14 protein-coding genes are annotated in these 25498 nt (G+C 66.6%); 7 read left to right on the forward strand and 7 right to left on the reverse strand.

What is annotated here, in order from left to right; all coding sequences use genetic code 11:
• Positions 1-74: 74 nt before the first annotated feature.
• Entirely contained in the window at positions 75-458 is a 384-nt protein-coding gene (locus tag AU185_RS18200; protein WP_059098731.1) for a hypothetical protein, read from the reverse strand.
• A 9-nt stretch (positions 459-467) separates the two neighbouring features.
• Positions 468-1226, reverse strand: a complete 759-nt coding sequence (locus AU185_RS18205; protein WP_059098732.1) for an isocitrate lyase/PEP mutase family protein — start codon at positions 1224-1226, stop codon at positions 468-470.
• Positions 1227-1337: 111 nt separating this feature from the next.
• Between AU185_RS18205 and AU185_RS18210 the strand changes: the two genes are divergently transcribed.
• The 5 genes from AU185_RS18210 to AU185_RS25205 all read left to right on the forward strand — a co-directional run bounded on the left by AU185_RS18210 (position 1338) and on the right by AU185_RS25205 (position 5539).
• Positions 1338-1631: an Rv0250c family protein gene (locus AU185_RS18210; protein ID WP_059098733.1), complete on the forward strand. Its 294-nt coding sequence runs from the start codon at positions 1338-1340 to the stop codon at positions 1629-1631.
• A gap of 48 nt (positions 1632-1679) precedes the next feature.
• On the forward strand, positions 1680-2519 hold the full coding sequence (gene sdhC, locus AU185_RS18215) for a succinate dehydrogenase subunit SdhC (RefSeq protein WP_059098734.1): 840 nt from the start codon (positions 1680-1682) through the stop codon (positions 2517-2519).
• A gap of 33 nt (positions 2520-2552) precedes the next feature.
• Positions 2553-4517, forward strand: coding sequence for a fumarate reductase/succinate dehydrogenase flavoprotein subunit (locus tag AU185_RS18220; protein WP_059098735.1), 1965 nt, complete (start codon positions 2553-2555; stop codon positions 4515-4517).
• Positions 4517-5269 (forward strand): succinate dehydrogenase/fumarate reductase iron-sulfur subunit, encoded by a 753-nt coding sequence (locus tag AU185_RS18225; RefSeq protein ID WP_059098736.1) that lies wholly within the window; start codon positions 4517-4519, stop codon positions 5267-5269. Before AU185_RS18220 ends, AU185_RS18225 begins: the two co-directional genes overlap by 1 nt.
• 96 nt (positions 5270-5365) lie before the next feature.
• Positions 5366-5539, forward strand: coding sequence for a hypothetical protein (locus tag AU185_RS25205; RefSeq protein ID WP_156425577.1), 174 nt, complete (start codon positions 5366-5368; stop codon positions 5537-5539).
• A gap of 3 nt (positions 5540-5542) precedes the next feature.
• On the opposite strand, the gene AU185_RS18230 is transcribed toward AU185_RS25205, so the two are convergent.
• Positions 5543-6031: a flavin reductase family protein gene (locus AU185_RS18230; RefSeq protein ID WP_059098737.1), complete on the reverse strand. Its 489-nt coding sequence runs from the start codon at positions 6029-6031 to the stop codon at positions 5543-5545.
• A gap of 83 nt (positions 6032-6114) precedes the next feature.
• Here AU185_RS18230 and AU185_RS18235 point away from each other — a divergent pair, with 83 nt between their 5' ends.
• Entirely contained in the window at positions 6115-6789 is a 675-nt protein-coding gene (locus AU185_RS18235) for a GAP family protein (RefSeq protein WP_059098738.1), read from the forward strand.
• A gap of 4 nt (positions 6790-6793) precedes the next feature.
• Here the strand turns inward: AU185_RS18235 and pe are convergent, their stop codons facing one another.
• Genes pe through AU185_RS18255 form a run of 4 tightly spaced genes read right to left on the reverse strand, consistent with a single transcriptional unit; the run spans position 6794 to position 14155 of the window.
• Positions 6794-7933 carry an acyltransferase PE gene (gene pe / locus AU185_RS18240; protein ID WP_059098739.1) on the reverse strand — a complete coding sequence of 380 codons (1140 nt, stop codon included), beginning with the start codon at positions 7931-7933 and terminating at the stop codon, positions 6794-6796.
• A 35-nt stretch (positions 7934-7968) separates the two neighbouring features.
• Positions 7969-9705 (reverse strand): AMP-binding protein, encoded by a 1737-nt coding sequence (locus tag AU185_RS18245; RefSeq protein ID WP_059098807.1) that lies wholly within the window; start codon positions 9703-9705, stop codon positions 7969-7971.
• Positions 9702-12707 carry an MMPL/RND family transporter gene (locus tag AU185_RS18250; protein WP_059098740.1) on the reverse strand — a complete coding sequence of 1002 codons (3006 nt, stop codon included), beginning with the start codon at positions 12705-12707 and terminating at the stop codon, positions 9702-9704. Before AU185_RS18250 ends, AU185_RS18245 begins: the two co-directional genes overlap by 4 nt.
• A gap of 26 nt (positions 12708-12733) precedes the next feature.
• Positions 12734-14155, reverse strand: a complete 1422-nt coding sequence (locus AU185_RS18255; protein ID WP_059098741.1) for a condensation domain-containing protein — start codon at positions 14153-14155, stop codon at positions 12734-12736.
• 236 nt (positions 14156-14391) lie between these two features.
• Here AU185_RS18255 and AU185_RS18260 point away from each other — a divergent pair, with 236 nt between their 5' ends.
• Positions 14392-25440, forward strand: a complete 11049-nt coding sequence (locus AU185_RS18260) for a type I polyketide synthase (RefSeq protein ID WP_059098742.1) — start codon at positions 14392-14394, stop codon at positions 25438-25440.
• Positions 25441-25498: the final 58 nt, after the last annotated feature.

Raw genomic sequence — 25498 nt, forward strand, 5'->3', positions numbered from 1 at the left:
TGAGCTCTGCGGTGTGGCTTCGCTCACAGCGAAAGCAGGCCGGTGAAACCGACCGGGATACCGGCTTTGTCGCCTCAGTCGCCGGTCGTCTCCGTCGTCGTCTCATACCAATCCGACGTCGTCGTCTCATACGGATCCGTCGTCGTGGTCTCATACGGATCGGTCGTCGTGGTCGCCGTGGTCGGGCTGGTGGTGGTGGTCGTCGGGGGCGGCTCCGGCGCCCTGACTTCCGTGGTCTGCACGCTCGGGGTGGTGTAGCTGGTGGTCGTCGTCGGCGAGGTGGTGTACACCGACGGAGTCGACGAAGGTGCGGGCGGCGGAATTGTTTCCGGTACGCGGGCGGCGTCCGCGGTACGGATCACCGCATAGATCAGGATCGCCACCAGCACCACCGCCGCCACACCGGCGGCGATGACCAGCGGCTGCTGGTCCTCCCAGTTCCGATCGTCGTCAGCCACCGCCGCCCCCTAAGCCCACCGCTGCAACAACTCCTTGGCCCGCGTCGACAACGCGGCCTGCAGGAACGGTCCGAAGCTGACGCGTGCCACCCCCAACGGCCCGAACAACGCCGGGTCGTCCTGATCGGGCACACCGATCGCGTTCACCGGTAGCGGCAACTCGGATGTCAAGCGGCGCAAGGTGTCCGGATCATGCCGGCCCACCGGGTAGAGCACGTCGGCGCCGGCGGCAGCCGCCTCGGTCAGCCTGGCCACCGCGCGGTCGACACGGTCGGCGTCATCACCGTCCTTGCGCAGGAACAGGTCCGTGCGCGCATTGATCACCACGTGCACGCCGGTGCCGTCGGCCGCCTCCCGCAACGCGCCGACCAACTCCGCGTGCTCGGTGGACGACCGCAACCTGCCGTTCTCGCTGTGCACGGTGTCCTCGATGTTCAGCCCGACAGCGCCCGCCTCCAGCAGTCCGTCGATCAGGCGCCCCGGGGACTGGGCGTAGCCGGATTCCAGATCGACCGAGACCGGCACATCGACCGCCGCAGTGATCTGCTTGACGCGCGTGACCACGTCGTCGAACGCCATGCCCTCCTGGTCGGGTTTACCGACCGAGTCCGCCATCGGGTGACTGCCGACGGTCAGCGCAGCAAACCCCTCGCCTACCGCGAGCCGCGCCGACCAGGCGTCCCAGACGGTCGGCAGAATGACCGGGTTTCCGGGCTGGTGCAACGCCAGCAGGGCCTCGGCACGCTCTTTGAGTACCTGGTCGGGCATCGAGCCGTCTCCTTCGGTTTGACGTGATCTGTCTCACGGTGGACTGCATGATGTAGCTAGCATCGGGTGTCGTACTGTGATGCCTGACACCCTTCAGCCCAAGGAGGTCAATTGTCCAGCACTACCGAACTTGCCGAGCTGCATGAGCTAATCGGAAGCCTGCGGCGGTGCGTGACATCGCTGGCGTCGAGGTACGGGGATTCCCCGGCGACGCGTCGCATCGTCAATGATGCCGAACGCATCCTCAACGACATCGACCGTCTCGACATTGACGCCGAAGAGCTGGAGCTGGCCCGCGGCGTGGTGCACCACCACGCCGGCGACCGCATCCCGATCCCGGACACCCAGTACGACACCGATTTCTGGCGCGGTGTCGATGACGAGGGACTCGGCGGCGTCCGCTGACGCGGAGGTCCGTCAGGATCCGGGACAACTCGACATCGAAAGGCAACAGTGAGCGCACCCACCGCCGACCGCAAAGCGACCGGCGTCTTCTCAGCGAGCCGTGCAGAGATTCCGCAGCGCACCCTGCGCACCGACCGGTGGTGGCAGTCGCCGCTGATCGTCAATCTCGGCTTCGCCGCTTTCCTGATCTACGCGACGGTGCGGGCGTTCATGCAGAAGTGGTACTACGTTGCCGAGTACCACTACCTGACGCCGTTCTACTCGCCGTGTGTCGTGAAGTGGTCCGAGGCCGAGCAGTCCGGCTGCATCCCTGAGGCCAGCCACTTCGGTCAGTTCCTGCCCGATGTGTGGTGGCTGCCCTACGCGGCGGTGTCCCTGCCGTTCCTGCTGCTGTTCCGCCTCACCTGCTACTACTACCGCGGGGCCTACTACCGGTCGGTGTGGCAGGCGCCCACCGCGTGCGCGGTGGCCGAACCCCATGCGACCTACACCGGTGAGACGCGGTTGCCGCTGATCATCCAGAACACACACCGCTACTTCTTTTACATCGCCGTGCTGATCTCGCTGATCAACACCTACGACGCGATCGTGGCGTTCCATTCGCCGTCGGGCTTCGGATTCGGTTTGGGCAACGTCATTCTCGTCGTCAACGTGATCCTGTTGTGGACGTATACGGTGTCGTGCCACTCCTGCCGTCACGTCGTCGGCGGGCGCCTCAAACACTTCTCCAAACACCCGATCCGGTACTGGTTGTGGTCACAGGTCAGCAGGCTCAACACCAGGCACAAGGCCTACGCCTGGATCACGCTTGGCACGCTGATGCTCACCGACTTCTACATCATGTTGGTGGCCAGCGGTGCCATCCCTGACCTGAGATTCATTGGCTGACAGCTTTATTCAATTGGTAGTGAGGTTTATTTAATGGCGGAATCCGAGGCTCTCAGCGCAACCGGCTCACCTCAGGTGGAACGGCACTCATACGACGTACTCGTCATCGGTGCCGGCGGCGCGGGTTTGCGTGCGGTCATCGAGGCACGCGAGCGCGGTCAGAAGGTTGCGGTCATCACGAAGTCGCTCTTCGGTAAGGCGCACACCGTGATGGCCGAAGGCGGCTGCGCGGCCGCGATGGGCAATGCCAACCCGAAGGACAACTGGCAGGTCCACTTTCGCGACACCATGCGCGGCGGAAAGTTCCTCAACAACTGGCGGATGGCCGAGTTGCACGCCAAGGAGGCACCCGACCGGGTCTGGGAGCTCGAGACCTACGGCGCGCTGTTCGACCGCACCAAGGATGGCCGCATCAGCCAGCGCAACTTCGGCGGCCACACCTACGCGCGGCTGGCGCACGTCGGTGACCGCACCGGCCTGGAGATCATCCGCACGTTGCAACAGAAGATCGTCTCGCTGCAGCAGGAAGACAAGGCCGAGTTCGGCGACTACGAGGCGCGGATCCGGGTCTTTCACGAATGCACGGTCACCGACCTGATCTTGGACGAGACCGGCGGTGAAAAAAGAGTGGCCGGCGCCTTCGGGTACTGGCGCGAGACCGGCAACTTCGTCTTGTTCGAGGCACCCGCGGTGGTGCTGGCCACCGGCGGAATCGGCAAGTCCTACAAGGTGACGTCGAACTCCTGGGAGTACACCGGCGACGGGCACGCGTTGGCCCTGCGCGCCGGCGCGACGCTGATCAACATGGAGTTCGTCCAGTTCCACCCGACCGGCATGGTCTGGCCGCCCAGCGTCAAGGGCATTCTCGTCACCGAGGGCGTGCGCGGCGACGGCGGTGTGCTGAAGAACTCCGAGGGCACCCGGTTCATGTTCGACTACATCCCGCCCGTGTTCAAAGGCCAGTACGCCGAGAGCGTCGATGAGGCCGATCAGTGGCTGAAGGACAACGACTCCGCGCGCCGGACGCCGGACCTGCTGCCGCGTGACGAGGTGGCCCGCGCGATCAACTCCGAAGTGAAGGCCGGCCGCAACTCGCCGCACGGCGGAGTGTTCCTCGACATCGCGTCGCGGCTGCCCGCCGAGGAGATCAAGCGACGCCTGCCGTCGATGTACCACCAGTTCATGGAGTTGGCCGAGGTCGACATCACCAAGGAACCGATGGAAGTCGGTCCGACCTGCCACTACGTGATGGGCGGTATCGAGGTCGATCCTGACACGGCCGCGGCGACCACGCCGGGACTGTTCGCGGCCGGTGAGTGTGCGGGTGGCATGCACGGCTCCAACCGACTCGGCGGTAACTCCCTGTCGGACCTGCTGGTGTTCGGCCGCCGCGCGGGGCTCGGCGCCGCCGACTACGCGCGGGCGCTGACCGATCGGCCTGCGGTGTCCGAGCGGGCGGTGCAAGACGCGATCAAGCGGGCGCTGCTGCCGTTCGAGAGCGCGACGAACGGAGATACCCCGGAGAACCCCTACACCCTGCAACTCGATCTGCAGGACACGATGAACAGCCTGGTCGGGATCATCCGCAAGGCCGACGAGATCAGCGAGGCGCTCGACAGGCTGGCCGAGCTGCGCGAGCGGTACAAGCGGGTGCGCATCGACGGGGACCGGCCGTTCAACCCCGGCTGGCACCTGGCCATCGACCTGCGCAACATGATGCTGGTCAGCGAATGCATCGCCAAGGCGGCGCTGCAGCGCACGGAGAGCCGCGGCGGCCATACCCGCGACGACCACCCGTCGATGGAGTCGGATTGGCGCAAGACCCTGCTGGTCTGCCGCGTCGAAAGCGATGACACCGAGTTGGTGCCCGACGTCAGCGTCACCAGACAAGACCAGATTCCGGTCCGGCAGGACCTGCTCGACCTGTTCGAGCTCTCCGAGCTGGAGAAGTACTTCACCGACCAGGAACTGGCCCAGCATCCAGAACGGAGCAACTGATGGCCTATCAAGCGACCATGCGGGTGTGGCGGGGCGACCTCGCGGGCGGCGGGCTGCACGACTACTCCGTCGAGGTCAACGAGGGTGAGGTGGTGCTCGACATCATCCACCGCCTGCAGCAGACGCAGACGCCGGACCTTGCGGTGCGGTGGAACTGCAAGGCGGGCAAGTGCGGATCGTGTTCAGCGGAGGTCAATGGCCGGCCGCGGCTGATGTGCATGACGCGGATGTCGACGTTCGACCCCGACGAGGTCGTCACCGTCACGCCGATCCGCACGTTCCCGGTCATCCGCGACCTCGTCACCGACGTGTCGTTCAACTACGAGAAAGCCCGCGAGATACCGGCTTTCACCCCACCGAAGGATCTCCAACCGGGCGAGTACCGGATGGCGCAGGAGGATGTGAACCGGTCGCAGGAGTTCCGTAAGTGCATCGAGTGCTTCCTGTGCCAGAACGTCTGCCACGTGGTGCGTGACCACGAGGAGAACAAGGAGGCGTTCGCCGGTCCGCGGTACCTGATGCGCCAGGCCGAGCTGGACATGCATCCCCTCGACGTGCACGAGCGACGCGCCGAGGACGCCCAGGAGGTACACGGGCTGGGCTACTGCAACATCACCAAGTGCTGCACCGAGGTCTGCCCCGAACACATCAAGATCACCGACAATGCGCTGATCCCGATGAAAGAGCGCGCCGCCGACCGCAAGTACGACCCGGTGGTATGGCTCGGCGACAAGCTTTTCCGGCGCCGGTAGCAGCGCCGAACACGAAGCTCGAGCCGACGACGGTATGAGCCGGTTCGTCGTGGGTAGTCTGCAGTCAGCGGCCAATCAACGACGAAAGGCGGCACTGTGACTGCTCACAAGCCGGATCAGAGACCACACAGCATCAACGACATTCGCACTGCGATCCGCGAGCTTTCCGCCCGCGCCGAGTTGGCGCGCAAGGAGGGCCGCGCCGCCGACGCCGACGAGCTGGAGCGCCGCGTGGCCGGCTACCGCGAGGAGCTCAGCGCTCGCCCCTGACGATCACCCGCCGCCGAGGCGACGAAACGTGCTGCGGTGAAACACGATCGGGGCTACATCGGCGTGCACGGTGATGTCGCAGACCCGCAGGATCACGATCGTGTGGTCGCCGGCGGGGATCAGCTGCTCGATCGCGCTCTCCAGCCACACCGCGGTCCCGTCGACGAACACCGCCCCCGACTCGCGCGACACCGTCTGCAGGCCGGCGAACCGGTCGCCGGTCTTGGCGGCGAGCGTGCGCGCGGCCTCGTCATGCGCTTCGCCGAGCACACTGATCCCCAGGCTGGGCAGGTCCTTGAGCTTGGGCCACGTCTCCGAGGTGTTCTGCACGCAGAATGACACCAACGGCGGGTCCAGCGAGACCGGCACGAAGGTGCTCGCCGCCAGGCCGACGCGGGTGCCGTCCACCTCCGCCGCGATCGCGATGACGCCGGACGGGAAGTGCCCGAACGCCTCGCGCAGTGTCGCCGGGCTGAGATCGGTCGCGCTCATATCCTGTCCATCTTCACACGTGGCCGTGCGCGGCGGCCATGTCCGGGTACGCCGATCCCGCTGAGCGGTAGCCTGACCTCGACATGTGGATCACGCTCCTGATGATGGCCGTTGCGGTCAGCCTGGAGCCGTTCCGGATCGGCATGACGGTGCTGATGATCAACCGGCCACAGCCGGTTCTGCAGCTACTCACCTTCCTCACAGGCGGTTTCGTGATGGGGCTTTCGGTGGGCGTGATCGGGCTGTTCGTGCTGCGGCCGGCTCTTGGGTCTGCGCATTTCACGCTGCCCCGGGTACAGATCGTGGTCGGCGCGCTCTTGCTGGTCAACGCCGTATTGGTGGCCAGCGGTGTGCTTGGCGGTGGCCGGGACGACGGCGCGCCCGGCCGCGCGAACCGGATCGTGGGACCGCTTGCGACCCGCACCCGGCAATTGGCCAGCGGACGTTCGCTGTGGACCGCCGGCGTCGCGGGCCTCGGCATCGCGTTGCCGTCCGTCGACTATCTCGCCGCGCTGGCGCTCATCGTCGCCTCGGGCGCCGCGGCCGCCACCCAGTTCGGCGCCCTGATGCTGTTCAACGTGGTGGCGTTCGCGCTCGTGGAGATCCCGCTGCTGTGCTATCTGGTGGCCCCGGACCGCACCCGCGCCACACTGTCCGCACTGTATGAGTGGCTGCGGTCGCAAGGCCGTCGCGGGGTGTGCGTGCTCTTGGCCGGGGTCGGCAGCGTGCTGCTCGGGGCGGGGCTGGCCGGACTGTAGCGGCTCAGGGCTTGGGTTGGTTGTTCAGCACGTACTGAAGCCCGGACAGCAGCTGCGACACCGGGTCGGCGCCGCCGCCGAAGGCGGCCTGGGTGGCCGGGGCGGTGACCTCCGCCGGGTCATAGCCGTTCACCGGATCGACTGTGATCGGCGCGGTCAACGGGTTGTCGTGCCGGGAGTAACCCGCATCCACGTACGGCTTGAGCACCGCGTCGAGCTTGATCAGCGTCTCCTTGTCCACTCCGAGATACTTGAACGGCATCACCAGCGGAAGGTGCTCCTCGGGAATCATGAACGTCGTCGTCTTCGCGCCCCGGGAGTTGACGGTCGTGCGAATGTTCTGCGGTGGCACCATGCTCGGCTCGGTGAACGCGACCGCGGTGTGACCGGTCGCGAGGCCCACGATCGCATTGGCGACCGATATCCAATTGTCCGGCCGGTCGGGCCAGTCGGCGATGCTGTCGTAGGCAGAGACGAACTGGTAGGTGTCGTATTGGCTCTCGACCGGCGGCGGAATCCGGTAGTCGAGCGAGGGCACCACGCTGCCGACCGGAAACATCTGCGTCAGGAAGCTCTCACCGAAAGCGTGCCGTGCTACCGGATCGCCGTACATCGCGAAGCTCAACTCGTCCGGAGGTGGGGCGGCCGGGTCGTACGCCAGTCGTGCCTGTACCTCGTTGAGCACCATCGCACCCTCGGACAGACCGATGGCGGTGCCGGGCCCGCCCTCGCGGATCGCATTGATCAGATTCGGCGCTCCGACGTCGACCGACTCGCCGACGCTGGGACCGTCGACGCCCAATCCCGGGAATGAGTCGTCCAGCTTGCCGATGCCCGGAAACAGCCGCTCCAGGGTGTGGCCCTGAACCTGCCCGGCGGGATAGTCGACGATCTGCCGGTCCAGTCCCGGAAACCAGTCCGCGCCCGTACGCATGATGTATTCGTCATAGGGGATGCCCAGGACGTGGGCCCCGCCCAACGCGTACGCCCGACCGGGTGTACCCAGCGGGGGCGGTCCGTCGGTGGGGCTGGGTGGGCTTGGCGGCACGACCGGTGACTCTTCGGCTCCCGCGACGCCTAATCCGAAACACCCTGCGACGCCGATGGTTGTCAGTGAGGTGCAGAGTGCGAGAAGTCGTTTCATGCGTTTCGCAACCTTACTCCGTATCGGCCTGGGACTCAGGCGTCCAACCGAATGAAATGGTCTCGCCGATACCGCTCGACACACGCCGCGCGCCGGATCTTTCCGCTCGTCGTCGTCGGTATCGACCCGGGCGCTACCAGCACGAGATCTTCGACACTCAGTCCGTGCGCATTCGCTATCGCGGCCGTGACATCGCTTTTCACCGCGCTGAACCGGCGCGCCGCGTCGTCGTCAAAGTCAGTCGGCTTCTTGAGTTCGATGATGACGACCAGCTTTTCGCTACTGTCCACCGGCACCGCTATCGCCGCGACCCGACCGCGGGTGAGCTCTTGCACCGTCGCCTCGATGTCTTCCGGATAGTGGTTGCGCCCCCGGATGATCAGCAGATCCTTGATACGGCCGACGATGAACAGTTCGCCACCATGGACGAAACCGAGGTCGCCGGTGCGCAACCACGGCCCTTCCGGTGTGCCGGGTGATGGGTCGACAAGTGTGGCGCCGAAGCAGCTCTGCATCTCTGGCGGCTTACGCCAATAACCGTCGGCGACGTTCTCGCCGTGCACCCAGATCTCCCCGATCGACTCCGGCGGACACTCGCGATGCGTCTCGCTGTCGACGATCCGCAGCAAAGGAGACTGCGGCACTTTGTATTTCACGAGCGCAGTGCCTTTGCCGGCTGCGCAGGGCCGAACCCGGCCCGCGCCCAGTTCCTCGGCATCGAAGTGAGCAGCCGGCGACGATTCGCTCCAGGTGCCCGACGCGACGAAGACCGTGGCCTCCGCCAGGCCGTATGACGGGCGCATCATGTGGTCTCGGAAATTGAAGTGCGCGAACCGATCGACGAAGCGACGCAACGTGGCCGGCTCCACGCGTTCGGCACCGCTGATGATGCCCACCACGCCACCGAGGTCGAGCCCGTTCAGATCTTCGTCTGTGGTTTTGCGGGCGGCGAGGTCGAACGCGAAGTTGGGTGCCGACGACCACGCGCGCGGGTTCTCTGCCAGCGCGCGCATCCACCGGGCCGGTCGCTCCAAGAAGGACACGGGGCTCATCAGCGCGGCGGGACGGCCGGTCAGAATGGGTGCGCAGACTCCCAGCACCAAGCCCATGTCGTGGTAGAACGGCAACCACGACACGAGCGTGGTGTCCGGCGGAAACGGGGACTCCGCGAAAAAGCTTCGCATCAGCTGATCGAAATTCGCTGTGAGGTTGCGGTGCGAGAGCACCGCTCCGGTCGGCAGCCGGGTGGACCCCGAGCTGTATTGCAGATACGCGGTTTTCGGCAGATCAGCGGGCTCCAGGCCGGCACATTCGGCGTCCAGATTCAGCGAGTCGACCTCGACGAGCTTCGGCGCCGTGTCCACTCGTGACTGACCGACGAAATCGCCGACGTCGTCCGCGGCCGCCGATGTCGTGAGGACAACCGAGGGCTCCGTATCGGCAAGGACCGCACTCACCCGCTCATGGCTGGAACCGCGATGGGGCAACGGCAGCGGAACCGCCACGAGCCCGGCCTGCATGGCTCCCAGGAATGCCAGGATGTACTCCAGACCCTGTGGGGCCAGGATCGTCGCCCTGTCACCGGTCGACCCGTATGACCGAATCTCGCGTGCCACATTCATCGTTCGCCGTGCCAGCTGCGACCACGTCAGTCTCTCCGAGATGCCGGCTGGGTCGTGGTCGTAGGCGGTGAAGGTGAACGCGACCTCGTCGGGACGCAGGCTGGCGCGTCCATGCAGCATCGACAGAATCGATGACTCAGGCGTTGTCATTCCACTCCTGTCCGCTCGGCTGGCGCCCGCGACATCGGCCGGCGCGGACCGATCCGTGACGGCCACCAGTTCGCCCGGCCGATCAGCGCAGCGATGGCAGGCACCGTGATGGTGCGGACGACGAACGTATCGAGAAGGATCCCGACCCCGATCACGAAACCGCCTTGGACCACGATGCCGATACTCGAGAACAACAGGCCCGCCATCGACGCGGCGAAGATCAGGCCCGCGGCGGTGATCACGCCGCCCGTCGAGCCCAGGGTTCGGATAACGCCGTAACGCACGCTGTGCGGCGACTCGTCCCGAAGTCGCGACACGAAAAGCATGTTGTAGTCGGCGCCCACGGCAACCAACACCACGAACGCCAATGGTGGCACGCTCCAATGCAATTCCTGCCCGAGGATCAGCTGGAACGTCAGGACACCGAGACCGACGGCCGCGAAGTACGAGATCACCACGGACCCGACGAGGTAAAGCGGCGCGACGACCGTGCGCAGCAGCACCATCAAGGTCAACAGCACCACGATGAGCGTCGCGGCGATGATGAATCGGATGTCCTGCTGGTAGTAGTCACGCGTGTCCCGCAGTGCGGCGGGGTATCCGCCCATCGATATCGTCGCGTCGGCCAACGCGGTGTTCGGCTGCGCGCCCCGCGCGACGTCCTGGATCTCGTTGACCTGATCCATCGCCTCCGGGCTGAACGGGTTGAGCTCAGTTTGGACCAGGTACCGCACCGAGCGACCGTCCGGCGAGATGTAGGCCGTGGCGGCTTTCTGGAAGTCCGGCAAATTCAGGACCTGGGCGGGAATGTTGAAACCGGCCTGCGACGGGTCAGCAGCGTTGCTCCTCATCGTCAGCAGAAAGGTCGACGCCTCGTTCAGTCCGGCGGCGATCACCTTGACCTGTTTGACGAGTTCATCCACCCCGCCTGCCACCTCCCGGCTCCCGGCGGCCAGGCGGTTCGCGCCCTGCTGCAGCTCGGTCAAGCCTTGCTGTGGACCACCGGGTTGGTCCAATCCCATGGCGTCGACCGCCTTGGCGACATTCGCCATGGCGGCGTTGAGCTTGGTCACCGCCTCGTTGAGGGTCTGCCTGTCCTCGACGCCCTGAAGCTGGTGCGCGAGATCGTTGATCTCGTCGAGGCCTCCTTCGTCGCGCGCGGCAACGAGCCGCTGAAACTGCCGGCGAGTGTCGACGCAGGAGGGGTTGGCGTCGCAGACCGCGTTGCCCTGAAGCGCTGTGAGGACCGGGCCGATCCAGGCGAAGATGTCCTTGACCGCGCGGAAGTTCACGCCCATGGAGTTGCCGAGCGCGTTGACGCTGGCGACGAGCTTGGCCGCAACTTCGACGTCACGCACCAGCGCATCGCCGCCGTACTCGGTCCGCACCGAGGAGAACGTGTCGACCAGGTCCTGGATGCTGGGCGCGATCGTGTTGATCTGACCACGTACGTCGGCCAGTGTGTCGGCCAGCGTGTCGGCTCCGGCGGTGAGGCGGTTGAGGTCGCCGGCGCGTTGACCGATCTGCTCGGAGCCGTCGGCCAGCCGGTCGCCGACGATGCCGGCCTGATAGGTGGCCCGGAACTCCCGTGGCACTTCGCCGAGGGGTCGGGTGATGCCACTGACCAAGCCGACGTTCGGCAATTGCGCCACCCGCGAGGCCATCTGCTCCAGGTCGGCAAGGGCCCGCGGGTTGCGCAGGTCATGCGGCGACTGGACGAGGATGTACTCGGGAATGGACTGGCTGATCGGGAAATGGCGTTCCAGCGCGGCGTATCCGATCGAACTCGGCGCCGACGCCGAGACAACCTTGCGATCGTCATAGTTGTAGCGCGCGAACACTGCCAGACCGGCCAGCAGCGCCAACACGAGCACACTGCCGACCAGATGCGCCACGGGCCGGCGCACGATGCGGATACCTGAACGCCTCCAGAACCGGGCGGTCAGCTCCCGCCGCGGCTTGACCCAACCACGCGGTCCGGCGAGCACGAGTATCGCCGGGAGCAGTGTCAACCCGGCGAGGAAGGCGATGCCGATCCCGATCGCCGCGGACACCCCGACAGTTTTGAACACACCCATCTGCGCGAAGCTCAGCAGAAGGAATGTGAGCCCCACCGTGACGGCGGATGCGGTGATCACCTTCCCAATGGAGATCATCGCCGTCTTGACCGCCTGATCGAAGTCCTCACCCAACCGCAGATAGTCGTGATAGCGGCTGATGAGAAAGACCGCGTAGTCCGTTCCGGCGCCGGCCATGATCGCACTCAGGAACACGATGGACTGGTTGGAGACGCCGGAACCGGTCAGGTGGGAGTACCCGGCCACCACGGCCTGCGCGATCACCAGCGACGATCCGATGGTCACCAACGGCAGCAGCATCGTGACCGCGCTGCGGTACACCAGCAACAGCACGCCGAGAACCAAGACCGCGATCGCGATCTCGATCGGAAGGCGATCCTGTTCGCCGGCGACGGTGAGGTCCGCGACGGTCGCCGCGGGGCCGGTCAGATGGACGTCGACCGAACTGCCGGCAACGTTGAGCTTGACGAGGTCGGCCACCCGGTTGAATGAGTCGAACGCCCGCGGTGTGCCCAATTCCCCCTCGAGGTTGACCGGGAGCACCCAGGTCGTCTTGTCCTCGCTGGTGAGGAACGGCCGAAGTTGGGGCGTGCTGACGAAGTCCTGCACCGACACCACATCGGTGACGTTGTCCCGCAGCGCGTCCACGAGCTTTCGGTACGTGGCCTCGTCTGCGGGGGTCAGACCGTTCTCGTTGACCAACGCGATCACCAAGAGGTCGTCGTTGCCCGATTCGCCGAACGCCTCGGCCATTTTCTGGGCCGTGACGCTCGACGGCGCATCGCTGGGCAGGATGTCGAGCGGGTGCTTCTCGGCCATTTCGCCGAGGGACGGAACCGCCAGGGGTAGGGCGATCGCCATCGCGACCCAGACCCCGATGACCACCAGGGGCCACCGCACCACGAGATCGGCTAGCCGTCGCATATCGCCCTCATCATCGTCGCGTCACGCTATGCGACGCGCCCCCACTGCCCGCTGTCGGCGACCAGCGCGCACACGGACTTCATCGTGTTCATGTAGCGGGTAACGGATTTCCTGGCGACCGCATTGTCGGGATGCATGATCGCCATCACCGTGCCCTCGCCGTATCGGAATATGTAAATGGTGAGCTGGTAGGAGAATCGGCCGTCGGGGTAGATCCCGATGTTGTCGGCAAGGCCGAGATCGGCGGCGGCGAGCACAGCGTTGAGCGGAGCGGCACCGGCATGGAAGAAATTCGACACGGGGAAATTCGGCCGAGGCCAACTCAACCAGGGTGCCAATTCCAGTACGCGGTAATACGGCACCTTTGCCATGTTCAGATTCGAGTCGAACGAATTCTGCGCCGCCCACGCGGCATCGGCGAATGAGGCCGCGCCGATCGGCACCGTGATCGGAATCAGGCCGGTGAACCAACCCTGCGTCATGAAATTGTCCGTGGCCGAACGCGAATCCCGGGGCGTGAGCCCGTAATAGGTGAGCGCACCGGTCAGTTCGTGTTCGACCTGGGCGAGGCAGGCGAACAAGCCGCCGACGAAGCGGGCGCCGACCGCCGCGCAGGCCGCTTCGAAGCGCTCGGTCTGTGCGGGGTCCATCAGGACTTCCGAAGTCATGTCGCTGCTGGTGGAGTCGAGCGGGTTGCCCAGCGGAAGCGGGAATTCCGGAAAGCCGCCTTCGTTGCTTTCGGCGAATTCGATCCATGCCCGCACGTCGGGCGAATCCACGGTCAATTCCGACGTCCGTTCTCGCTCGCGGACACAGAAGTCGTCGAAGCTACCGGCTTCGGGAAGCGCGAGGGCCGCGCCGCCGCCACTCAACGCCGAATACATTCCGTTCGCTTCCAGCATTGTGGTGCCGATCAATGTCGCGTCGCCGTGGACGTGATCCATGGCCGCGAAGAAAGTGAACTGGTCTTCGCCTTGGATGATTCCGAACGTGAAGCAGCCCCACTCCAACGGATTCGGTATGCCGACGACATGAGCGCGTATCTCTTCGATCGTCATGCCGCCGTGAGCGATCGGCGCGAATTCGATGTCGGCCGGATCGTCGATGGCGTGCCGAATGAACTCTCCATCGCCGCTGTGCTCGAACCAGCTGCGGAACGTGTCGTGCCGGCGCAGGTAGGCATTCACGGCATGGTCCATTGCCGCGATGTCACACTGGCCAGCAACCTCGCAGCTGGCGATGATCTGCCGGGAGAAATTTCGGCCCGCGGCCGTCAACTCGCAATAGTTCCGCAAATGCTGGCGCTGCATGTAGCTGATCGGCACCGGACTGACGGGGGCTCGCCGGGCCGCCTCGGCCGCCTCGGCCGTCGGATGCCAGGAGGTGACCGAGCCGGGAGTCAGCGACCATTCATCGAGTGCGCCCACCGTGATCTTGCCTATGCGCAATGCTTGGTCCTCTCCTGGACTCCCAGCTAATGCCGGCCTTCAAGGCCGGCATCACTCATGGCGGGGTCAACCCACCCGCGGCCCGACCGTAGTCGCCCGGCGCCGACGGTACCCCGGGAGTGAGACCCCGCACGAGATAGTTGCACGTGCAATAGTGTTCCTCGGAGTCGCTCGCTCTTCGGCGCTACAAGTGTCGCGCAGAGTGTAAATGTGACCGTCGATGCAGGGAGGACGGCATGGGACCCGCCGAAAAGCAGATCGAGCCGGCGCCCCGTTTTGCAATCGTCGGCTACGCTGCGCGTTTTCCGGGCGCTGCGGACGCCGACGAGTTCTGGAATGTGCTGCGTGAGGGCCGCGACGCGGTATCGGAAGTGCCCAGGGACCGCTGGGACGCCGACGAGTTCTTCGACCCGGAACCCGGCGCACCCGGCAAGGTGGTGACCCGTCGCGCGGGGTTCGTCGATGACGTGACGGGGTTCGACGCGCCGTTTTTCGGGATGTCGACGCGCGAGGTCAACTCGATGGACCCGCAGCATCGGCTCCTGCTGGAGACGACGTGGCGCGCGGTGGAGCATGCGGGCATCGCTCCGACGGCGCTGGCCAACACCAGCACCGGCGTGTTCGTGGGTCTGGCCACTCACGACTACCTCGGAATGGCATCCGACGAGCTGACCTATCCGGAGATCGAGGCCTACATGGCCATCGGGACGTCCAATGCCGCGGCGGCGGGACGGATCAGCTACCGGTTGGGGCTGCAGGGGCCCGCGGTCGCGGTCGACACGGCGTGCAGCTCGTCGCTGGTGGCGATCCATCAGGCGTGCCAAGCGCTGCGGTTGGGTGAATGCGACCTTGCGCTGGCCGGTGGCGCGAACGTCCTGCTCACACCGGCGACCATGATCACGTTTTCCAACGCGCACATGCTCGCGCCCGATGGCCGGTGCAAGACCTTCGACGCGGCCGCGGACGGCTATGTGCGCGGCGAAGGTTGCGGTGTCCTGGTCATCAAGCGGCTCGAGGACGCGGTCCGCGACGACGACCGGATCAGGGCCGTGATCCGCGGCAGCGCGATCAACCAGGACGGCGCGTCGGGCGGCCTGACAGTACCGAACGGCGTTGCACAGCAACTAGTTATCGCCGAAGCGCTGAAGCGTGCCGGCGTCGAGCCCAGCGATGTCGGATATCTGGAAGCCCACGGCACCGGCACGTCGCTGGGCGATCCGATCGAGGTACAGGCCGCAGGCGAGGTGCTCGGCGCCGGGCGCGGACCCGGGCAGCCGCTGTTGGTGGGCTCGGTGAAGACGAACATCGGGCATCTGGAAGCGGCCGCGGGCGTCGCCGGTGTAATCAAGGTCATCCTGTCGCTCGAGCACGAGTTGCTGCCGCAGCACCTGAACTTTCAGAACCCGTCGCCCCACATTCCCTGGGACCGGCTCGCGGTGCAGGTGGTCAAGGAGGCCACCGCGTGGGAGCGCAACGGCCGCCCCCGCATCGCAGGAATCAGCTCGTTCGGATTCGCCGGGACAAACGCGCACGTCATCCTCGAGGAAGCGCCCGAGGTGGCCGCGCCGGCACCGGAGCCGGTCGGGGCGACCCCGCGGTTCGGCCTTCTTCCGCTCTCGGCCAAGACGCCCTCCGCGCTGGCGCAGATAGCCGACCGGTATCGCACATGGTTGACCGCGCATCCGGAGGTCAGCCTGGCGGACGTGTGCTTCACCGCCGGGACGGCACGGGCCCACCTGGAGCACCGGGCCGCGCTGGTGGTCAATTCAAGGGAATCCGCCGTCGAGCTACTCGGCGCGCTCGCCGACGACCGCCCGGCACCGGGGTTGGTGCGCGGAGAATCCCACGACACTCCGAAGACGGCGTGGCTGTTCACGGGTCAGGGCAGCCAATACCCGGGCATGGCGCGAGAGTTGTTCGACACCGAGCCGGTGTTCGCCCAGACGCTGCAGCGATGCGCGGCGGCCGTCGCCGATATTCTCGAAAAGCCCTTGCTGGACGTAATTTTCGACGTCGGCCAGCCGGATGGTAGCGACGGCACAGAGACGCTGCGGCAGACCTCCTACGCGCAGCCCGCACTGTTCGCGGTCGAGATGGGCCTGGCCCGCCTCTGGCAGTCCTGGGGTTTCGAGCCCGACGTGGTGCTGGGTCACAGCGTCGGCCAATACTCCGCGGCCTGCGTCGCGGGCGTCTTCAGTCTCGAGGACGGCGCTGTGCTGATGGCCGAACGCGGCCGCCTCTTCGGCAGCCTGCCCGCGGGCGGTCGAATGGTCGCGGTGTTCGCCCCCGCCGAGCGCGTCGAGGGCCTGACCGATCGGTTCACCACGCTGTCGGTCGCCGCCTACAACGGTGCCAACACCGTACTATCCGGTCCCGCAGTCGATCTGGAGAAGGCCGTAACCGCGTTGGTGGCCGACGGTGTCCGGTGCGACTGGCTGGACACCAGCCACGCGTTCCACTCGGCGTTGTTGGACCCCATCCTCGACGACTTCGAGTCGTACGCGCAACGGTTCGATTACGCTCCGCCACAGCGGATCTTGATCGACAACCGCACCGGCGACGCACTCGGCAGGAGCGTGAAACTCGATGGCGCCTACTGGCGTCGGCACGCGCGCCAGCCGGTGGAGTTCGCCAAGAGCGTGCGCACCCTTGCCGATCTGAATTGCAAGGTGTTGCTCGAGATCGGCCCGCAACCGGTGCTCACCGCCGCCGCCCTGCGGGCCTGGCCCGACCCGGCAACCGCGCCCCGGGCGATCGCTTCCCTGCGTCGAAACACCGCCGACCACCGGCAGATCACCGAAGCCGTCGCCGACGCCTATGTTCTGGGCCACCAACCCGAATTCGACGCCTTCCGACAGGCGCACGCGCGAAAGCTCGACCTACCCGCCTACCCGTTCGAACATCGCCAGTACTGGTTCCGCGACAACCACCAGCGACCCGCCGAACAACAACACGATGGCCGACCGCGTACCGAAACCGTCCGTCTCCTGGAGGACGGCCGGATCGAGGAACTCGCGACCCTCCTCGACGGGGCCAACGACGACCAGCAGACCCTGGCCGTGCTGACCAAGCTCGCCACCCGACACAACCAACAACGGACCACCCAATCCGTCGCAGACGACCGCTACGAGTTCCGCTGGGAGGAATGCACCGCCGCCGTCTCCGGCGCGGGGGCCGACGAAGGTTCCGAGTGGATCCTGGTCGCCGACGACACCCACACAGTCAAGCCTCTGGTCGACGTGCTGACTGCCCGCGGCCACCGGTACCGGATCGTCGGGCTGCCAGCCTCCGACAAGGACGAGGAAATGCTCGCAGGCGCGTTGCGCGCTGCGGCAGAAGACAATCCGGTGCTTCGCATCGTGCATGTCGCAGCCCTCGACGGGGACCCGAACTCGCGGACCGCACCGACGATGCGGTCGCTGTTGCGGATGCAGCACCGGACCCTCGGCGGAACGCGGCGGCTCTTCCGTGCCGCGATGACCGCCGAGCTACGCAGCCCCATCTGGCTGGTCACCCGCGGCGCGCAACGAGTGACCGACACGGATTCGGTGTCGCCGGATCAGAGCTGCCTGTGGGGATTCGGCCGCGCCACAGCGCTGGAGCTTCCCCAGGTGTGGGGCGGACTGGCGGATCTGGCTGACGGCACGGCCGGCGAATGGTGCGGCCTCGTCGACCGAGTCACGATGCCGCGCGACTCCGACAGGGAAGATCAGATCGCGCTGCGCAACCGCGTCGTCTACGTTCCCCGGCTAGTGCGGCGGACCCGGCAGCCGAGCGGATCGCCGATGCGATTGCGGGGTGACGCAACATATTTGGTCACCGGCGGGCTCGGGGCGGTAGGACTCGAGATCGCCGGTCACCTGGCCGCCCGCGGCGCCCGGCATCTGGTGCTGACCAGTCGACGTCTACCTGGCGATGCGGTGCAACAGCGCATCGATGCCCTCGGAGAACAGCACGGCTGCGAAATACAGGTGGTCGCCGCGGACGTTGCGGATGCCCACGATGTGGCACGGCTGCTGGCCACTGTGCAGGCCGAATTGCCGCCGCTGGCCGGCATCGTCCATGCCGCGGGTGAGGTCGGCACCACCCCGCTGACCACCCTGGACAACGCCGAACTCGATCGGGTTTTCGCCGGGAAGGTTTGGGGCGCCTGGCATTTGAGCGAGGCGGCCGCTGATCTGCAACTGGACTTCTTTCTCAGCACCTCGTCGATTGCCTCGGTGTGGGGCGGATTCGGCCAGACCGCGTACGGCGCGGCCAACGCCTTCCTCGACGGGCTGGCCTGGCACCTGCGCGAACGGCACATCCCCGGAATCAGCATCAATTTCGGTCCGTGGGCGGCCGGCATGGCCGACGCCGATTCCCGTGCGCGACTGGATCAGCGCGGGGTGCGGACGTTGTCCCCCGCCGACGCCCTGGCGGGCCTGGTCGATGTCGTGGCGGCTTCCTCGGACCACGGTGCCGTACAAGGGGTTGTCGCCCGGATCGACTGGTCGCGCTTCCTGCCGCTCTATCAGCAGGCCGGCAGGCGGGCGTTCCTGGCGGAGTTGGAGCGCGAGGTGCCGGCCGACCTCGCGACGCCGGCGGTGACGGCGTCCGGAAAGACCCGGCTGGTCGAGCAGCTCACGAACGCTCCTGTGCAGCAGCGCAAGAGACTTCTGACCGGTTACCTGCGCGACGCGGTCGCGGAGGTGACGCGTGTTGACACCGCGGAGATCCGAGAAGACGCCGGGTTCTTCGACCTCGGCATGGACTCGCTGATGGCGGTCGAGCTGCGCCGCCGGATCGAACAAGGCGTGGGCACGGAGATTCCCGTCACCCTGGTGATGGACCACCCCCGTCTGTCCGACGTGGCCGACTATCTGCTCGGCGACGTCCTCGGGCTCGGCTCGCTGGCCAGTCCCGAGCCTCGAGTGACGCCGGCGGTCACATCGCGCCCGGACGAACCGGTCGCGATCGTCGCGGTGTCGTGCCGCTTCCCCGGCGCACCGAACCCGGAGGCCTTCTGGGAGCTGCTGTTCGACGGTGTCGACGCCATCCGGGAGGTCCCCGAGGACCGCTTCGACATCGACGAGTTCTACGACCCGGATCCAGCGACCGCGGGTAAGACCTACACGCGCTTCGGCGGATTCCTCGACAGCATCGACGGATTCGATCCCGAGTTCTTCGGCATCTCCCCGCGCGAGGCCGTCTGGATCGAGCCGCAGCAGCGGCTGATGCTCGAGACCGTCTGGGAGGGTTTGGAACGGGCTGGGTACGCGCCATCCGCGTTGCGCGGCAGCCGGACCGGCATCTTCGCCGGCGTCGCCGCCAACGAGTACGCGCACCTGTTGTCCTCCGAGTCGGTCGACAAGATCGAGCCCTACTTCATCACCGGCAATGCGCTCAACGCCATCGCCGGTCGGGTGGCCTTCGCGCTCGGACTCGAAGGGCCCGCCGTGGCGGTCGACACCGCATGCAGTTCGGCGTTGGTGGCCGTCCATCAGGCCTGCCTGGCACTGCGCTCCGGTGATTGCGACATGGCCTTGGCCGGCGGTGTGAACGTCCTGCTGAGTCCGGTGACGGTGATCGCCGCCTCGCGCGCGCGGATGCTGTCCCCCGTCGGCCGATGCAAGACCTTCGACGCCTCCGCCGACGGCTACGTGCGCAGTGAAGGTTGCGGCATTCTGGTGCTCAAGCGGCTGAGCGACGCGGTCAGCGACAACGATCGGATCTGCGCGGTGATACCCAGCAGCGCGGTCAATCAAGACGGCGCCTCGAGTGGTCTGACGGTGCCCAATGGTGGTGCACAGCAACGGCTTATCGGCGCGGCGCTGACCCGGGCCGGGCTGACCGGCGGGGATGTCGACTACCTCGAGGCACACGGGACCGGCACCCCGCTGGGTGATCCGATCGAGGTCCAGGCCGCCGCGGCCGCTTACGGAGCTTCCCGCGATCCGGACCGGCCGTTGCTCATGGGGTCGGTGAAGACCAACATCGGCCACCTCGAATCGGCCTCGGGGGCGGCGGGCTTGATCAAGGTCGTGATGTCGCTGCAGCATGAGATGCTGCCGCGAAGCCTGCATTTCGAGAACCCGTCGCCGCACATCCCGTGGGACTCGCTGCCCGTGCGGGTCGTGGACCAGGCGAAGCCGTGGCAAGCCAACGGCAAGCCGCGGCGCGCCGGTGTGAGTTCGTTTGGGTTCACCGGGACGAACGCCCATGTGCTCATCGAAGAGGCACCGCCGTCGGCGACCGCGGACGAATACGCGCCCGGCGACACTGCGGCGGAACCGGATGCCGGAAAACATCCGCTCAATGTGCTGACGCTGTCGGCGCGGTCACCAGAGGCACTGGTCGCATCGGCACAGCGATTCGGCGACTGGCTGGACGCGAATCCGAAGGTGGACATCGCCGATGTCTGCTACACGGCCGGAGTCGGTCGTTCGCATTTCGAGCATCGGGGAGCTCTGGTCGTCGATTCGGTGCAAGGTGCGCGCGAACTGTTGGCCGAGTTGGCCGAGAACCGGCTGCGGCCGGGCGTGGTGCGCGGTGAGTGCATCGGCGCACCGACGACCGCGTGGCTGTTCACGGGTCAGGGCAGCCAGTACCCGGGAATGGCGCGCGAATTGTTCTTCACCGAGCCGGTTTTCGCCGAGACCGTGAAGCGCTGCGCGGAAGCGGTCGACGGGATGTTGCCGCGTCCGTTACTGGAAGTGCTGTTCGCCACCGACCGGGAGACCGGAGAAACCCTCCGGCACACGTCGTTCGCGCAGCCGGCGCTCTTCGCCGTCGAGATGGGACTGGCCCGACTGTGGCAGTCGTGGGGGATCGAACCCGATGTGGTGCTGGGGCACAGTGTGGGCCAGTACGCGGCGGCCTGTGTGGCCGGGGTCTTCAACCTCGAGGACGGCGCCCGGCTGATCGCCGAGCGCGGCAGGTTGTTCGGAAGTCTTCCTGAAGGTGGGCGAATGGCGGCGGTGTTCGCCGACGCCAAGCACGTCGAAGAGGCCACCGGAGAATTCCCGCGGGTGTCGGTCGCCGCCTACAACGGTCCCAACACGGTGGTCTCGGGACCCGGCGAGGATGTGGAACAGATCGTCGCCCGTTTCAGCGACGACGGCATCCGCTGCACCAGCTTGGAGACCAGCCACGCTTTCCACTCGGAACTGCTGGATCCGGTGCTCGACGAATTCGAGTCGTACGCAGCGCAATTGCAGTTCGCTGCCCCGACGATACCGCTGATCTGCAACCGCACCGGCGCCGTACTCACGACGCACACCTCACTCGACGCCGCGTACTGGCGGCGGCATTCCCGCCAGCCGGTGCAGTTCGCCGAAAGCGTGCGCACCGTGGCGGCGCTGGGCTGCTCCGTGTTGATGGAGATAGGACCGCAACCGGTGCTGACCGGCGCCGCGGTGCAGGTCTGGCCGGAGCATCTGGCTTCCCCGCGGGCGATCGTGTCCCTGCGGAAGGGTGTCGATGACCGGCGCCAGATCGCTGATGCGCTGGCCGCGTCCTACGTCGGCGGCCTCCGGCCGAATTTCGCGGCGCTGCATCGCGAGCCACGTCGCAGACTGGAAATGCCCACCTATCCGTTCCAGCGCCGCCGGTTCTGGCCCAGGACGGGAGGGATCGTCACAGAGGGAGGTGCCGGCCCCGCGGTATCCGGAATCCTCGGTTACGCGAAGGACCTCGCCTCGGGTGACACCGTCTACACCAGCAGGCTGTCGGTCAAGTCGCAGCCGTGGCTGTCCGACCACGTCATCTACGGCACCGTCGTCGTTCCCGGGGCGACGTACGCGGCGATGGCCCTGGCCGCGGTCGGTTCACCTGCCCGCGTGACGGACGTCTTCTTCTACGAGCCGATCATCCTGCCGGAGAAGAGTTCGCGCGAAGTGCAGCTGACACTGCATCCGGGGTCGGACGGCAGTGAGCGGCGCTTCCAGGTGCACAGCCGCCCATACGGTGATCGTGATGCCGACTGGTCGCTCAACGCCGACGGCACTGTCCTCGCCGGTGTCCCCGACGTCGCCGACGAGCCGGAGCCCGAGCACGCGGATCCGGTCGACGCGGCCATCGAGCGGATGGAGCGCATGCGCCCGCAGGATCTGTTCGACACCTTCGCCGACATGGAACTCGCATGGGGACCCAACTGGTCCGGTTCGCTGAAGTCGGTGTGGCTCGGTGAGGGTGAGGCGATCGGCGATATCGCCGTCGGCGAAGAACTCGCCGAACACCTCGGCGCCGAGCCCATGCATCCGGTCCTGATGGACCTGTGCACCGGCGTCGCATTCCCAGCGTTCCCGGCGCTTCTGGCCGCCGAACAGGGAGTCAACGATCTGTTCCTACCGTTGCGGTATGGGCAGGTGATGTTGCGGGAGAAGATGCCTCGGCGGTTCTATTGCCGCGCGCGGTGGCACAACAGCGGGCTCGACAGCGAGACCCAGGTCTTCGATCTCGATTTCGTCGACCGAGACGGCCGGCAGCTGGGCGGGATTCGCGAGTTCACGGTCAAGCGCGCGCCCCGGGAGGCGTTGTTGCGTGGGCTCGGCGGCGACGCCACCCGGCTGCTGTACACCCTCGGCTGGCACGAGGTGCCGCCGTCGGCATCAACCGAGAATGCTGGAAGGCCGGACGGCACCTGGCTTATCGCCGGATTCGACGAGCTGGCGGCCAACGTACCGGGCGGCATCCCGTTCGACCGGACCACCAATCCTGAGCCGTTGGGTCAGCTGTTGGACCACGCTCAGCAGCGCGGGATGCCGTTCTCAGGTGTCGTCTGGCGTAGCTCCGGTCCGGAAAGCGGGGCCAAACGGATCGAAACCGAGATCGCCCAGCTGCTCAGCCTTGTGCACGCCGTGCAGGGTGGGGCGGTGAAATTGCCTGGTGGACTGTGGATTGTCACCGAGCGGGCCGTCGCCACCGAGTCCGGTGAGCCGGTCGATCCGGCGCAGGCGGCGCTGTGGGGATTCGGGCGCACGGCGATCGCCGAGGAACCGGCGCTGCGCTGCAAACTGGTCGACAGTGACGGATCGCCGGAGGCCGTGCGCGCACTGGCCGACCTGCTGGCCGCACCCATCGATGAACCGGAAATCGCGCTGCGGCAAGGCAAGCTGCTGGCGTCGCGGTTGTTGCCATGGGCGCGCAGCGGTCATCTCACGGTCCCACGCTCGACCGATTACGCCCTGGCGCCCACCGAACGCGGCGCGATCGACAACCTGCGGCTCACCGAGGCGGACGTGCCACCGCCAGACGAGGGTTATGTGCAGGTGCGGGTGGAAGCAGCGGGCCTCAACTTCCGGGACGTGCTCAACGTACTGGGCCTCTACCCCGGCGACCCGGGGCCGATCGGCGGTGACTTCGCCGGTGTCGTCACACAATTGGGTACCGGCGTCGGTTCGGGGCGAGCGGAGCGACGGGATGGGATCCAGCTCGAGGTCGGCCAGCGGGTCTACGGTTTCATGCAGGGCGCGTTCGCCAGCCGGTTCAACGTGCCGGCGCAGTTGGTGGCGCCCGTACCCGACGGCCTGAGCGCGACCGCGGCCGCGACCATTCCCGCGGCCGCACTCACGGCCCGGCTCGCCTTCGACTGGGCGCAGTTGCGGCCCGGGGACCGGGTGCTCGTGCATGCGGCCAGCGGCGGCGTCGGACTGGCCGCCATCCAGATGGCACAGCAGCACGGCGCCGTCGTGTTCGCGACCGCCAGCACCTACAAGCGCGCGACGCTGCGCACGATGGGTGTGCAATACGTCTACGACTCGCGTACTACGGATTTCGCCGATCAGATCCTCGCGGACACCGACGGCGCCGGCGTCGACGTGGTGCTCAACAGCCTCACCAACGCGGGGTTCATCGAAGCGACCGTTCGGGCCACCGCCCACAACGGCCGGTTCGCCGAGATCGCCAAGCGCGACATCTGGACGCATGAGCAGATGGCCGCGGCACGCCCCGATATCGCTTACGAGATCGTTGCGCTGGACACGGTGACTTTCCAAGAGCCCGAGCGAATTCGAGGCTTGCTGACCGAGGTGTCGGACGGGCTGGCCAGTGGCGAGTGGACACCACTGCCCGCCGAGATTTATCCGCTGACCGAGGCGCGGGCCGCGTTCCGCCGCATGCAGCAAGCCCGGCACATCGGGAAAATCGTGCTGCAGATACCGAGTCCGCTGCAGCCACGGCCCGATCGCAGTTATCTGATCACCGGCGGACTCGGAGCGATCGGAATGCACACGGCGTCGTATCTGGCCCAACTCGGCGCCGGGGACATCGTGTTGACCAGCAGGCGCTCGCCGGATGCGGACGCGCAACGGGCGATCGAGGAGATCACCGAGCTGTACCGCTGCCGCATCCACACGTTCGCGGCCGACGTCGGCGACGATTCCGAGGTCGCGAATCTGCTGAAGCGGATCCGCACCGAGTTGCCGCCCCTTGCCGGAGTGGTGCATCTGGCCGGTGTGCTCGACGATGCGCTGCTGTCGGAGCAGACCCTGGAGCGCTTCCGGACGACGTTGGCGCCCAAGGCGTTCGGCGCCTGCCATTTGGACCGGCTGACGAAAGATGACGATCTGGACTTCTTCATCGTGTCCTCCTCGGTCTCCAGCGTGTTCGGTTCGCCCGGCCAGGCCAACTACGCGACCGCCAACGCGCTGCTCGACGGCCTCGTCGCGCAGAGAAAGGCACAGGGGATGCCGGTCACGGGAATCAACTTCGGGCCATGGGCCAAGGGCGGCATGGCCACTTCCGAAGCCGCGCACAACAATCTCAGCGCAACGGGACTGGTGCCACTGGAGCCCGCCGCCGCACTGAGCGCGCTCGCCGAGGTCGTCGCGAACGGCACCGGGCAGGCCACCGTCGTCAAAGCCAACTGGCAGCGGGCTGCGAAGTTGTTGGGCGCTTCCCGGCCACCGATTCTCGAGCTGGTGTTGCCTCGCCCCGAAGGTGAGGTGACCGGTGACAGCGAGCTGCTTCGGCAGTTGCAGGAGATTCCGGTACCGCAGCGCGCGAGCTTCGTCACCGAATTCCTGCAGCGCGAGGTGCAGAACTTCCTGCGATTGGCACAACCGCCCGCCGCCACCAGTCGGTTCCTGGACCTGGGAACGGATTCGCTGATGGCGATCGAACTCCGAAACCGGTTGCACAGTCAGTTCGGCGGCGCGTTCACGATCAATGCGACCGCGGTATTCGACTATCCGACCATCGGCGGGCTGGCCGAGTATCTCGTCGGTCAATTGCCGGATGCGGAGTCGCCCGCGCAGGAGGAGGCGGAATCAACAGAGAAGCAGGTGGTTTCAGAGGGCGACTGATCTCGCCGAGACTGCGGGCAGATCGCCGATCTGGCGAAAATCGCGATCTGTGAGCAGT

Source organism: Mycobacterium sp. GA-0227b, assembly GCF_001499855.1.
GTDB lineage: Bacteria > Actinomycetota > Actinomycetes > Mycobacteriales > Mycobacteriaceae > Mycobacterium.